This is a genomic window from Streptomyces sp. TP-A0874, assembly GCF_001748085.1.
GTDB lineage: Bacteria > Actinomycetota > Actinomycetes > Streptomycetales > Streptomycetaceae > Streptomyces.
This window is the reverse complement of sequence record NZ_BBZK01000010.1, coordinates 40,590-53,473: the sequence shown is the minus strand read 5'-3', so window position 1 is coordinate 53,473 and position 12,884 is coordinate 40,590. Positions and strand designations below refer to the sequence as shown.

At 73.7% G+C, this 12,884-nt stretch carries 10 protein-coding genes; 4 read left to right on the top strand and 6 right to left on the bottom strand.

Annotation, left to right across the window (positions count from 1 at the left end; all coding sequences use genetic code 11):
- Positions 1–45 precede the first annotated feature (45 nt).
- The gene (locus BGP73_RS17545; RefSeq protein ID WP_069816011.1) at positions 46–420 is read right to left on the bottom strand and encodes an STAS domain-containing protein; all 375 of its coding nucleotides are present in this window, start codon (positions 418–420) and stop codon (positions 46–48) included.
- A gap of 328 nt (positions 421–748) precedes the next feature.
- Here BGP73_RS17545 and BGP73_RS17540 point away from each other — a divergent pair, with 328 nt between their 5' ends.
- Together BGP73_RS17540 and BGP73_RS17535 are read left to right on the top strand one after the other, a co-directional pair.
- Entirely contained in the window at positions 749–1,327 is a 579-nt protein-coding gene (locus BGP73_RS17540; protein ID WP_069816009.1) for a sigma-70 family RNA polymerase sigma factor, read from the top strand.
- Entirely contained in the window at positions 1,324–2,523 is a 1,200-nt protein-coding gene (locus BGP73_RS17535; protein ID WP_069816007.1) for a maleylpyruvate isomerase N-terminal domain-containing protein, read from the top strand. The genes BGP73_RS17540 and BGP73_RS17535 overlap by 4 nt, the downstream gene beginning before the upstream one ends.
- A 70-nt stretch (positions 2,524–2,593) precedes the next feature.
- On the opposite strand, the gene purU is transcribed toward BGP73_RS17535, so the two are convergent.
- From purU to BGP73_RS17515, 4 genes are all read right to left on the bottom strand, one after another.
- Complete coding sequence (purU, locus tag BGP73_RS17530; RefSeq protein WP_069816005.1) at positions 2,594–3,484, bottom strand: formyltetrahydrofolate deformylase; 891 nt, start codon at positions 3,482–3,484, stop codon at positions 2,594–2,596.
- Between the two features lie 99 nt (positions 3,485–3,583).
- On the bottom strand, positions 3,584–4,084 hold the full coding sequence (locus BGP73_RS17525; protein WP_079127650.1) for an SCO4402 family protein: 501 nt from the start codon (positions 4,082–4,084) through the stop codon (positions 3,584–3,586).
- 113 nt (positions 4,085–4,197) lie between these two features.
- Complete coding sequence (locus tag BGP73_RS17520) at positions 4,198–5,691, bottom strand: hypothetical protein (protein ID WP_170837869.1); 1,494 nt, start codon at positions 5,689–5,691, stop codon at positions 4,198–4,200.
- Between the two features lie 352 nt (positions 5,692–6,043).
- Positions 6,044–7,429, bottom strand: coding sequence for a transcriptional regulator (locus tag BGP73_RS17515; protein WP_069816001.1), 1,386 nt, complete (start codon positions 7,427–7,429; stop codon positions 6,044–6,046).
- A 425-nt stretch (positions 7,430–7,854) separates the two neighbouring features.
- Here BGP73_RS17515 and BGP73_RS17510 point away from each other — a divergent pair, with 425 nt between their 5' ends.
- Together BGP73_RS17510 and BGP73_RS17505 are read left to right on the top strand one after the other, a co-directional pair.
- On the top strand, positions 7,855–8,607 hold the full coding sequence (locus BGP73_RS17510) for an ABC transporter ATP-binding protein (RefSeq protein WP_107474077.1): 753 nt from the start codon (positions 7,855–7,857) through the stop codon (positions 8,605–8,607).
- 92 nt (positions 8,608–8,699) lie between these two features.
- Positions 8,700–10,253, top strand: coding sequence for a transporter (locus BGP73_RS17505; RefSeq protein ID WP_069816294.1), 1,554 nt, complete (start codon positions 8,700–8,702; stop codon positions 10,251–10,253).
- Between the two features lie 192 nt (positions 10,254–10,445).
- On the opposite strand, the gene BGP73_RS17500 is transcribed toward BGP73_RS17505, so the two are convergent.
- Complete coding sequence (locus BGP73_RS17500; RefSeq protein WP_069815997.1) at positions 10,446–12,605, bottom strand: ABC1 kinase family protein; 2,160 nt, start codon at positions 12,603–12,605, stop codon at positions 10,446–10,448.
- Between the last annotated feature and the right edge of the window lie 279 nt (positions 12,606–12,884).

Below are 12,884 nucleotides of genomic sequence, written 5' to 3'. Positions count from 1 at the left end.
GCTCCCTGCCGACCTCCTGCCCCCGGTCCCCTGCCGGCCCCGGCGCTACGCCGACAGCGGGCTCGCCGAGCGGTCCACGGCCGTCGCCACGTCCGGGTAGACCTCGAACAGCCGGCGGACTCCGAGGGCCGTCAGGACGCGGTTGACGTGCGAGCCCTCCTCGGCCCCGCGGGCAGGGAGTATCAGGCGGAGTTCCCCCTGGCAGGAACGCATCAGCCGCCGAGCCGCGATGAGGACGCCGACGCCGCTGGAGTCGCAGAACCGGACCCCGGACAGGTCCAACACCAGGCTGCGGCGCCCCTCCGCCACCGCCTCGTGCACCCGCTGCCGCACCGTCGGCGAGGTCACCAGGTCCATCTCACCGGAGACCTGCAGAACGGCCCAGTTGTCCCGCTCTCCCTCCAACACCTTCAACGTCACGCGCTCGAAGTCCCTTCAGTACCCGGACCGGAACGGGTCCGTCCTACTTCGGCTGCCCGACCCCGCACCCCCGAAACACCGGTCATCGTCCCGCTACCCCCACGACCCTACGCACACGGCGCGCCCCGCGTCCCGAAAAGCCCCGGTCAACCGTGACGGGATCTATACCATCCGACCACTCTCCGGGGGCGCACATCGCCAAAGGGGCGTGCGCCTTCACGCCCGCCCACTACATTCGAACAGAAGCAGGGCCGACAAGCGACGACCGATCACGGACAGCACCGCACGGGACGACCGACACGGGCAGTACCGAATCATTGGGGGCCGCATGGCGAACGAGCTACCACCGCTGTGGGACCGGAGGATGCAGCAGCGGCTGTCTCAGGGGGAGGCGGCGGCGCTCGGTGAGCTGTACGACCGCTTCGCATCCCTCGTCCACCACCTGGCACACCGGGTGCTCGGCGAGGAGGACGCCGCCGACCAGGTCACCCGCGAGGTCTTCTGCGCCATCTGGGAGAACCCGGACGCCTACGCCCCCAAGGACGGGACCCTGCGCTCCTGGGTGGCCGCGCTCACCCACCGGTACTCCGTACACCGGCTGCGGCAGGACCAGGCCGCACTCATGCACACCGACCGCCAGGTGACCCCGGACACCGTCGAACGGAAGGTGCGGGAGGCCTCCACCGCCGCCCGCGCCGACTACATCGTCACCTCCATGCCCGCGCCCCTCCGCGCGGCGTTGGAGCTGGCCTACTTCCAGCGCCGCGACTACCGGCAGACCGCGGCCGATCTCGGGGTGACCGAGGACGAGGCCCGCCGCCGGCTCCGGCTCGGCCTCCAACTGCTGTCGACCGCGAGCCACCCACCGCACCGGGCGCTGGCCCCCGGCATCGGAAGACGGTCGTGAGCGAGGACAGCGGATTCGGCCTCCCCGTCCCCGAGGACCGTTCGAACCCGTCCCGGGGTCCGAGGAACCACGCCCCCGCCGGCGTCTGCCACGCCGACGAGCACCGGGTGCTGAAGTCGCTGCTCGGCGCATGGGCGCTGGCCGCCTGCTCACCCGAGGAGACCGCCGCCGTGGAGGAGCACCTCACCGACTGCGCGCCCTGCGCGGATGAGGCCTTGCGGCTGCGCACCGCTGTGGGGCTGCTGCACTCCGAGGACAGCCTCGACCTGGACCCGCTGCTGCGCTCCCGGGTGATCGAGGGCTGCCTGGGCCGCCGCCCCGCCCGGATACCGCTGCCGAGCTGGGCGGCGCCGTACGACGCCGAGAGCGCCCGGTTGGACGCGCTGCTGCGGGACATGGGTGAGGACGAGTGGCGGGCTCCGGTCCGGCTGAAGTGGTTCCAGGACGAGCGGCAGATGGAGCGGGAGGCCACCGTCGCCGGAGTGATCAGCCATCTGACGGCGGCCGACGGCCTGGTCGCGGCGGCGCTGGGGATCCCGGAGCAGGCGGGGACCGGGTCGGCGGCGCGGCGCGGCAGCGGCCGGACGGAGGACGGCCGTGGGCGGCAGGACGACGAGGCCCCCGCGGCGCTCCGCGAGCCCTGGCGCGCCCAGGCCCGCGCGGTGCTGCGCACCGCCTCCCGGGCCGGCCCCGCCGTGGCCGAGGTCGAGGTGGCCCACGCCAGCGGGCTCGCACTACCGCTCTGCGACTCCTTCCTGGACCGCGCCTTCGAGTGCTGGGTGCACGCCGGGGACATCGCCGAGGCCATCGACTACCCGTACAGCCCGCCGCTCCCCCACCATCTGAACGACATGATCGACCTGGGTGCGCGGATGCTCCCGGAGGTGTTGGCCTCCCGGCGCCGGGCCGGACTCGCCGGTCCGGTGCGCACCCTGGTCGCGGCGGGGGCGCCGGGGCGGACGCTCCATCTGGAGGTGGAGGGCAGCGGGGGCGGCGACTGGTTCATCCCGCTGGACTCGCCGGCCGCGGTGGCCTCCCGGGAGGCGGCCGTGGCCCATGTGGCGCTCGACGAGATGGAGTTCTGCCGGCTGGCCTCGGGGCACGTCTCCCCGGAGGAGGCCGCCGCGGGCCAGCACGGTGACCGGGAGGCGATCCGGGACGTGCTCTCGGCGACCGCCTCGCTCTCCTGCGTCTGAGCGGACCGGAGGCGGCCTGGGCGCTCGGGAAGCCGGCGGCTCGGAGACGAGCTGCTCGGAGACCGCCGGCTCAGGCGAAGACGACCGTCCGCCGGCCGTTGAGCAGCACCCGGCGCTCACTGTGCCACTTCACCGCTCGGGACAGCGCCTGGCACTCCACGTCCCGGCCGACCGCCACCAGCTGGGCCGGGGTGAGGCCGTGGCCCACCCGCTCGACCTCCTGCTCGATGATCGGGCCCTCGTCGAGGTCGGCGGTGACGTAGTGGGCGGTGGCCCCGATCAGCTTCACGCCCCGTTCGTGCGCCTGGTGGTAGGGCTTCGCGCCCTTGAAACTCGGCAGGAAGGAGTGGTGGATGTTGATGATGCGGCCGGACAGCTGCTTGCAGAGGTCGTCCGAGAGCACCTGCATGTAGCGGGCGAGCACGACCAGTTCCACCTGCTCGGTCCGGACGATCTCCAGCAGCCGGGCCTCGGCCTCCGGCTTGTTCTCCCGGGTGACCGGCAGATGGTGGAAGGGGATGTCGTAGGAGCCGACCAGTTCGGCGAAGTCCTCGTGGTTGGAGACGACAGCCACGATGTCGACGGGGAGGGCGCCGGTCCGCGAGCGGAAGAGCAGGTCGTTCAGGCAGTGCCCGAACTTGCTGACCATCAGGAGGATCCGCATCCGCTCCTCGGCGGGGTGGATCTGCCAGTCCATCCGGAAGGCGTCGCCCACCGCTTCGAACCCGGCCCGCAGCTTCTCCAGGCTCTGCGCACCGCTTCCCGACGCCTGCCCGCCGCCGGCGAAGTGCACCCGCATGAAGAACAGGCCGGTGTCCCGGTCGCCGAACTGCTGGCTGTCCTCGATGTTGCAGCCGGTCATGAAGAGGTAGCTGGACACGGCGTGCACGATGCCCTGTCTGTCCGGGCAGGAGAGGGTGAGGACGTACTCCCCGGGAGCGGCGGGCTGCGAGAGGTTCATGAGGCCATAGGGTCCCATATCTCCCCCGCGCGCCGTCGGCGGGCGTCCCGCCGCTCGGGGGACGGCGTGGCGCGGACCGCCAGGCAGCCGCCCGCGGGGTCAGACCGCCTGGGTGAGGAGGGCCAGTTGCTCCAGTGAGCGGGGCGGCTGGTCCGGGTCCTCGCCGTCGTTGCCGGCCAGGCGCACATGGGCCTCGCGCGCCGCCCGTACCGCCTCCGGCCAGGCGTGGTGCGCCAGGTAGGCGGAGACCGGGGCGTCGGGCCCCACCTGGTGCATGATCCTCAGCACCCGGAGGACGGCGACGTCCACCAGGGAGGTCTCCTGCGAGTCCCGGAAGATCGTGCCCAGGTACTTGTCGGCGGACCAGTTGTCCAGCCAGGTGTCCTCGACCAGTCGGTAGACGGCGTCGGTCACGTCCCCGTACCCGCTCACCCCCGCGAGCCAGCACTCCTGCTGGAAGACCGGATCGGAGAGCATGTGCAGGCCGGAGCGGACGTTGCTCCGCCAGCGCCACCACGGCATGTCGGTTATCGGCATGTACCCCATGGTGGTGGAGCGGTGGCCGGGACGGGAAGACCTCACTGAAGCTTGCACGGCCACCGATCGTACGTTCTCGCCCCGGGCGGGCCGGCCCGCCCCCTGGAACACCCGGCCGGCGCCGGTGGTTCCGGCCCGCCCCGGCCACTCGCAGAGCCCCGTTTTGCTCGGGGCTCTCAGAGCTGGGTCACCTGCCGCTTGGTGAGGTCGTACTTCTCGGCGATGCCGTTCCATATCTTGGCGGCCCGCTGCTTGGCCTCGGTGGCCTCACCGCTGGCCTTGTTCCCGGCGGCGGTCTCGCCGGTGTGCTTCGCCTTGCCCTTGGGGCAGCCGCCCTCGCCGGCCACCTGGTCCGCCCAGGCCGCGTAGTGGTTGTCGGCCGAGGCCGAGGCCTGCCAGGCGCTGGTCAGTGCCTCGGCGAGGTCCTCGTGCTGGGGCAGCTGGTCGAGTGAGAGCTCGTCCAACCTGGTCACCAGCCCGTTGCGCTGCTCGGCGGCGGCCCGCAGGTCCTCGGCGGCGGAGTCGAGGTTCTTGCATCCCTTGATGGCCTCCACCGACCGGATCACCGCGCCCCGGCTGTCGCTGCTGTCGGCCAGCAACTTGTCGAGCTCCTTGGCCTGCTCCTCGGCCGGGTCGGCCTGGGGCTGGCCACCGTCCGTCTCCTCGGCCACGACCTCCTCCTTGCCCTCCGGCTCGTCGTCGTCACCGCCGCTGAGCGCGGCGCCCGCGGCGAGCCCCGCCACCGCGCAGCCCGCCACCACCAGGCCGATGAGCGCCCCGCGGGAGAGGCCGCGGCGCCGGCCGCCGCCGTCCTCCGGCTGGCCCGGGTTCATCGGTCCGCGAGAGGGTGGCGGGGGCTGCCGGAAGGAGTGCTGCTGCGGCGGCTGCTGCTGGTGCCCCATGCCGTCCGTGATCGGCGGGATGAGCGCGGTGGCCTCGGAGTCGCCGTGCGTCTCGGCGCGGAACAGCCCGTCGAACTCCGCGGGCGGCTGGCGCTCCCCCGGGACGCCCGGTCGGATCCCGTACGGGGCGCGGCCCGGAGGCGGGGGCGAGGAGGGCTGGCCGCTGGACGGCGCCGGTCCGGTGGGCTGGGCGCCGTAGTGGGCGCGCGGCTGCTGCGGCGGCACCGGTGACCGCAGCAGCTGGGTGGTGTCGTCCGGCGCCCGGTCCGCCGGACCGGGGGCGCCGGTGCGCGGCGGCCCCTGGCGGCCGAGGATCTGGGTCGACTCGGCCGGGTTCTCCGGCGGCGGCCCGCCCGGCGCGACCGGCGGCAGGTACTGGGTGGCCTCGAAGTCCGCGGCAGCGTTGGCGGGCTGCTCCGCGGGGGGTGGCTCCTGGTGCTGCCGGGGCGGCACCGGGGCGCGCAACTGCTGCGTCTGCTCGTTGAGGTGGCCGGGGGGCAGGGCCTGCGGCGGCGGGGGGGTGGGCTGCTGCTGCCCTGGGTGGGCCGGGGGCAGCTCGCCCCGGACGGGGGCGCCCTCGACGGGCTGGCCGGCGCCGTGCTGGACGGACGCCTCCGGCCCCCAGGGCTGGCCCCAGGGCTGCCCGGTGGCGGGCGAGGCCTGCTGCGAGGGCACCCATGGCTCGCCGTTCGAGGGCAGGACCACGCCCTCGTAGGCGGGCCGGGCCGCAGGAGGTTGCGGCTCGTTCCCCTGACCGCTGTGCGTCACCGGGACTCCTATGGACTGTACGGGGCTTGGAGCCCTTCCCAGCGTGGCCGCGCGGCGGACGGCGCCCATCCTGCGAGGAGCTCATACGACAATCGTCGGCTCACGCTACCGGTTCGCCGTGCGGTGGTGCCATGGCCCTCGGCTCCCGGCGGCGCGCCCCTCGGCTCTGCCTCACGTTCCCCGGCCGCCGCGGCGGCCGGCGCGGGCCCGCGGCTCGCCGCTGACCGCCTCCGCCCGGCAGGCGCGCGGGAGTTCGGCGGGCCGGCCCACCAACCGGCGCACCGGCACCCGTATCCGTCCAGCCGGGCTTCGTGCACCGGGCTTCCGTCCTCCAGGGCCCGGGCACCATCCCTCAGGCCGCCCGGGGCTCCAGTCGGGAGCGGAACTCCCGCACCACCGGTTCCCGGGTGAACGGGGCGAGCCGCTGCCCCAGATCGGTCAGGTACTCCCGGCCGCGCTGCGAGCGTACGGTCGCGAGCAGTTCGACGGCCTGCGTCCCGGTGTGGCAGGCCTCCTCGACCTCCCGCTGCTCCACCTGGGCCGAGGCCAGCAGCGCCAGCCCGATCGCCCGGCGCCGGACCCGCTGCTCCGGGTGTGCGGCGAGCGCCTGCTCCGCCTGCCGCCGGGCGGGCTCGGCCTGCCCCAGGTCGCGGTGGCCGTGGGCGAGTTCGTCGGCGAGATAGGCCTCATCGAAGTGGCGGATCCATTCGGGGTCCTCGCCGTTTGAGCCGTCACCGGCTCGCTCCAGCGCGGTGACGGCTCCTCCGGCCGCCGTCTGGAAGGCGCTGTCGTCACCCATCAGCGCGTGGCCGCGGGCCTCCGCGGCGAGGAACATCGCCTCCACCCTGGGCGTGACACGGCCGCCCGCGCCCTGCTGCGCGGCCCGCGCCAACTGTGCGACCTCCCGCGGATTGCCCAGCGAGACGGCCAGGTGGCTCATGCCCGCGGCGAGCACGTATCCGCCGTACCCGCGGTCCCCGGCGGCCTGCGCCAGCCGCAGCGCCTGGATGTAGTAGCGCTGCGCCAGCCCCGGCTGGCCGGTGTCGACCGCCATGTAGCCGGCCAGTTCGGTCAGCCGTGCCACGGCCGCGAAGAGCTCCCTGCCGACCTCCTCCCGGTAGGTACCGGCCAGGAGTTCGGAGACGACGCTGTTGAGGTAGTGCGCGACGAGCGGCCGGAGATGCCCGCCGCCGAACCGGTGGTCCATCTCCACCAGCGCCTTCGTCATCGCCCGGACCGCCTCGACGTCACTGCGGCCGACCCGCTGGCCGCCGTCCCGTTCGACCCGGGGATCGGCGCCCGTGATGAGCCAGTCCCGGCTCGGCTCGACCAGCGCCGAGGCGGCCACGGTCGAACCGGAGAGGAAGTCCCGCCGGCCGACGTCGCTGCGCCACAGTTCACAGGCGTGCTCCACGGCGCCGGCCACCGTGGGCGAGAAGCGCAGCCCGACGCCGGAGGCGAGGTTCCGGCCGCCCGCCATCCCGATCTCGTCGAGCGTGACGGGGCGGCCCAGCTTGCGACCGAGCGCCTCGGCGATCAGCAGCGGGGCCCGGCCGCGCGGCTGCTGTCCGCGGAGCCAGCGGGCGACCGAGGTCTTGTCGTACCGCAGGTCGAGACCGTGCTCGGCACCGCAGAGATTGACCCGGCGGGCCAGGCCCGCGTTGGAACAGGCCGCTTCCTGAATGAGCGCCTGGAGTCGTTCGTTGGGCTGGCGCTGCGCGGGGGGCCTGGCAGCCATCGGCGCTTCCTCCTGAGTTGCCACGGGTGCTCCCTGCCCCGGCAGACCACCGGGAATTCCTACGATTTGGGGTTTTCGCAGACGGTTTGCGGCCTTCCTGGCTCCGACCGGCCGCACCGGCCCTGGTCGCGGCCGGGGTGCCGAGCCGCTGCGGGCCACAGGGAACTACCCACTCTCCGGAGCCCCACCACCGCGCGCCCCTACCGGTGCTCCCATGCGCCCCGTATGCCGTCCGTCACCCGGCGTGTCGGCATTCCGGGAGGCCCCGTCGGTGCCCGGGGACACGCCACCGGGGCCGCCTATCCTGGAAGCGACGCGGACACGACCGACAGGGGGCTACTCCGGTGACAGCGGGGGAAGCGAACACCAACGGACTCACCGGCGACGCCCCCTCGGAGGGCGGAGGAGCGCCGCCCGCGGTCCGGATCGAAGGGCTCTGGAAGCGGTTCGGCGAGCAGGTCGCGGTGGCGGGGATCGACCTGGAGCTGCCGGCCGGCAGGTTCGTCGGACTGGTCGGCCCGAACGGAGCCGGCAAGACCACCACCCTCTCCATGGTGACCGGGCTGCTCCGTCCTGACGCCGGGCGGGTGGAGATCGACGGCCACGACGTCTGGGCCGACCCGGTCGCGGTGAAGGCCCGGATCGGGGTGCTGCCGGAGGGCCTGCGGCTCTTCGAGCGGCTCTCCGGAGTCGAACTCCTCGCCTACACCGGCCGGCTGCGCGGACTGCCCGGCGCCGAGGTCGACAAGCGCGCCGCCCAACTGCTGGACGTGCTCGACCTGGCCGGTTCGCAGCACAAGCTGGTGGTCGACTACTCGACGGGCATGCGGAAGAAGATCGGGTTGGCGGCGGCCCTGCTGCACAACCCCAGGGTGCTCTTCCTCGACGAGCCGTTCGAGGGCGTGGACCCGGTCTCGGCCCAGACGATCCGCGGGGTGCTGGAGCGCTACACCGCCTCCGGCGCCACGGTCGTCTTCTCCAGCCATGTGATGGAGCTGGTGGAGAGCCTGTGCGACTGGGTCGCCGTGCTGGCCACCGGGCGGATCCGGGCCCAGGGCCCGCTGGACGAGGTGCGCGGCGCCGCTCCGTCCCTCCAGGAGGCGTTCCTGGAACTGGTGGGCGCCAACGCCCACGGCGCGCGGCAGGACCTCGACTGGCTGGGCGGGGGCACCGCGTGAGCACGGCACCGACGGCCACCTCCTGGTCCGCCTCCTCCCCCGCGACGCCGGTCTCCGCCGGAACCCCGACCAGCACGGCGGTCTTCGTACGGATGAAGTGGGCGCTGCTCCGGAACGGACTGCACCAGTCCAGCGGCCGCAAGGCGGTGTTCATCACCTCCGTCGTGCTGACCACCCTGTACGCCATCGGCCAGCTGATCGGTCTGATCGCGCTCCGCGGCCACCAGGACGCTCCCGCGCTGGTCGTCTCGGTCACCGGGGTGGTGGCGCTGGGCTGGGCGGCGCTACCGCTGTTCTTCACCGGCGGCGACGAGACGCTGGACCCGACCCGGTTGGCGATGCTGCCCCTGCGGCCCCGCCCGCTGGTCCGTTCGCTGCTGGTGGCCTCGCTGATCGGGATCGGCCCGCTGTTCACCCTGACCCTGGCGATCGGCTCGGCGGTGGCGGTGGCCCGGACCCCGGCCGCGGCGGGGGTCTCGGTGCTCGCCGTACCGCTGGTGCTCCTGGTGTGCCTGGCGCTGGCCCGCGCGGTGGCCGCCGGCAACATCCGACTGCTGACCAGCCGCCGCGGGCGGGATCTGGCGCTGCTCAGCGGGCTGTTCATCGCCGTCGGCGTGCAGTTCGTCAACCTCGGCATCCGGCAGCTCTCCTCTCCCGACGGCCTGGCCGTGCTGCGGCCGCTTGCGGACGTGCTGCGCTGGGTGCCCCCGGCCTCGGCGATCGACGCCGTACGCTCGGCGGGCGAGGGCGCCTATCCGCTGGCCGCCGGCCAACTCGCCCTGTCGCTGGTGGCGCTGCTGCTCCTGCTCTGGTGGTGGGAGCGGAGCCTGACCAAGCTGATGACCACGCCGGACGGCTCCACCCTGCAGGCCGCTCCGGAGCGGACCGCGGCGAAGGCGGGACCGGCCGGACTGCTGCCGGCCGGCCGGGTCGGCACGGTCATGCTGCGTACCCTGCGCTACGCCTGGCGCGACCCCAAGTCGAGGGCGTCCTGGGCGACCTCGCTGACCATCGGGCTGCTGCTGCCGGTGATCTCCTACGTACAGGGCAACCCCAACGTGTACATGGCCTGCGGCGCGGCGGGACTGCTCGGCCTCCAGATGTACAACCAGTTCGGGCAGGACTCCTCGGCCTTCTGGATGGTGGCCCAGACGATCTCCTCCCCCCGGGACGCCTATCTGGAGCTGCGCGGCCGGTCCCTCGCGCTGATCCTGGTGGCGCTGCCCTACACCGCGGTGGTGGTGCTCGGCTCGGTGGCCCTGCTGGACCGCTGGGCGGTCTTCCCCGAGACGATGGGGCTGTCCCTGGGCCTGCTGGGCGCGCTGGTGGCCACCGGAGCGCTGGCGTCGGCGCTCTTCCCGTACTCGATCCCGCAGGACAGCGGCTACAAGAACGTGGCTCCCGGGCAAGGGGGGCTGGCCTGGCTCAGCATCCTCGGGGGCATGCTGGGTGGCGCGGTGCTCTGTGCCCCGCTGATCGCCCTGACCATCTGGCTGCACCAGTCCGGCTCGGAGGACCTGACGTGGCTGCTGCTGCCGGTCGGCGCCGTCTACGGCGTGGTCGTCTGGCTGATCGGGCTCCGTGTCGCCGCTCCGCGCACCGCGGCCAGGCTCCCGGAGATCCTGACCGCGGTCAGCAAGGGCTGAACACCGGGCGGGGCGGCAGTCCTCAGGCCGCTCCGGTGGCGCCCCGCCGGGTCGGCCGTAGAGGTCAGCGGGCGGCGGCGGAAGCGGTGCCTCAGAAGGCGACGGCGCGCCCGCGCACCGGTTCGTACCCCGGTCCGCGGGCAAGGCGCCGCGGCTGTCCTCGGAGAGCTGCCGGAGACCGCGGGAGGGCTCTCATGGTCGGCGCGCCATGGCGGCGAAGAGGACCCGGAGGGTCAGCACCGCCCCGACGGCCAGCAGGTTGTACCCGAGCAGCGGGAAGAGCTCCAGCTGGGAGGTGACCCGCGGGCCGCGGCCGGTGCCGAAGACCAGCATCAGCACCCCCATCAGGCCGGTGCCCAGGGCCAGGAGCGCCACCAGCAGCTGGTGGACCAGACCGGCGACGAACCGCCGGTCGCTCTCGTCGGCCAGCAACCGCACCCGGGCGGAGAGCCGGCCCTGCTCCACCGAGGCCGTGATGCGGTCGGCCCGACGCGGCAGCCGGCGCAGCATCGGGACCAGCGGGAGGAGTTCCTGCGCGACGGTCCGGGCCAGCGCCGTGCTGCCGTCGCCGCCCCGGGCGGCGCCGAGGGCCGCCGATCCGCCGGGCCCGGCCTCGGCGGGGTCCTCGCCACCGGTCCACTTCGCGTAGGTCTGGCCGACGCGGGAGGCGAACCGGCCGGCCGGACCGCCGACCAGCCGGCTGGTCACCAGCTCCGTGGCGACCAGCCGGGCCTCGTCCACGAGGTTGAAGCCCGGCGCGAGTCGGCTGAGCGTGCCCTCCAGGGTCGCCAGGGAGCGGAAGACCGCCGCGACCTCCGGGGGGACGGTCAGGCCGAAGCGGGTGAGCAGCCGGAAGAGCGCGGTGAACATCTCGACGTCCGGCTGGGCTGCCGGCCCCAGGTGGCGGGCCATGAACCGGCCCAACTCCCGTTCGAGGTTGAGGACGTCGACCGGGGGCGCGTCGCCGCCCTCCGCGCGGGGGCCGAGGAGTTCGAGGAGGGCGTCGCACATGCCGGCCGGGTCGCCCCGGTCGACGGAGAGCAGCAGGTGTTGGATGGCCGCCCGGACGGTCGGGTCGATGCGGCCCACCGAGCCGAAGTCGAGCAGGCCGATCCTGGCCTCCCCGGCGAGCAGCAGCATGTTGCCGGGGTGCGGGTCGGCGTGGAAGACGCCGTCGCTCATGATCTGCCGGAGCATGGCGCCGAGCACGGTGCGGGCCAGTGCGTCCCGGTCGAGGCCGCGGGCCTCGGCGACCTCGTCGGCCCGGTCGAGGGTCACCCCGTCCAGCCACTCCTGCACCAACACCCGGGCGGAGGAGAGTTCGTGGTGGACGCGGGGGACCCGGACCGCGGCGTCGGCGGCGTGCCCGCCGCTGGCGGCGGCTACCGCGTCCGCGTTCCGTGCCTCGATGCGGAAGTCGAGCTCCTCGCGGACGGCGACGGCGAAGCCGTCGGCCAGGTCCCGGACCCCGAAGGCCTGCATGGAACGGGCCCGGATGTGCAGGCTCTGCGCGATGGCGAGGACGATGTCCAGATCGCGTTCGACCGACTCGCGGATGCCCGGCCGCTGGACCTTCACCACGACGGTGCTGCCGTCGCGGAGCACAGCGCGGTGGACCTGGGCTATGGAGGCGGCGGCCAGCGGTTCGGGGTCGAACTCCGCGAAGACCTCCTCAACCGGTGCGCCCAACTCCTCCAGGAGGACGGTCTCCACCTCCTTCCAGGGGGCGGTCGGCACATCGCTCTGGAGCCTGCTGAGCTCCTCGATGACGTGCGGGGGCAGCAGGTCGCGGCGGGTGGAGAGCACCTGGCCGAGCTTGATGAAGGTGCCGCCGCACTCCTCGAGCGCCAGCCGCAGCGAGCGGGCGGCCTGCCGCCCCGCCTCGCCGGCGGTCGCGGCGCGCTCCAGCCGGACCCGGCCGCGGATGTACCTGCCCAGGCCGTGCCGCATGAAGATGCGGCTGATCCGGGAGTAGCGGCGGGCGCGGGTCACACGGCGGTGAGCGGCGCGGGCCCACTGCACCGGGCGCAGGTAACTCCCGGAGGGGATCACCACCTCGGCCAGGACCAGCACGGCCATCGCCGAGAGCAGGCAGAGGATCAGCGCGACGGTGGACAGCGCCAGCCGGCTGTCGTAGTCGGGTATCGCGAGGTTGAACAGCTGGAAGGCCGTCATGCCGGTGGCACACGCGACGAGGGTCCGCAGTGCGCCGAGCCGGATGCCGAGGAGCCGGCGTGCGCCGACGGAGACCCCGGCGAAGAGGACCCCGACGGTGACGATCACGGCCACCACGGTCAGGATCCACTGGACGGTCTGGTCGAAGGGGTTGGCGGCCAGGAACGACGGCGGCATACGGAATGGTCCGATCGGAACGTTGGCGGTCGGCGGCCAGTGCCGTTCCTGGGAGGGCTGCCCGTGGCGGCACTGGATGTCCCCGCGGTGCGGTCATCGACGACGCACCACGCTGTCATCGCATTCAACAACGATCAACAGTGGTCGCGTGTGCCTCTTCTGTGATCGCCGGCCGTGCTCTGCCGCATCATGCAACCGCCGCTGCCGGATATTCCGGGCACCGGCCCCTCCGGAACGGCTCCGGAGGGGACCGGCTGCGGCGTCGGCCCAACCCTCGGG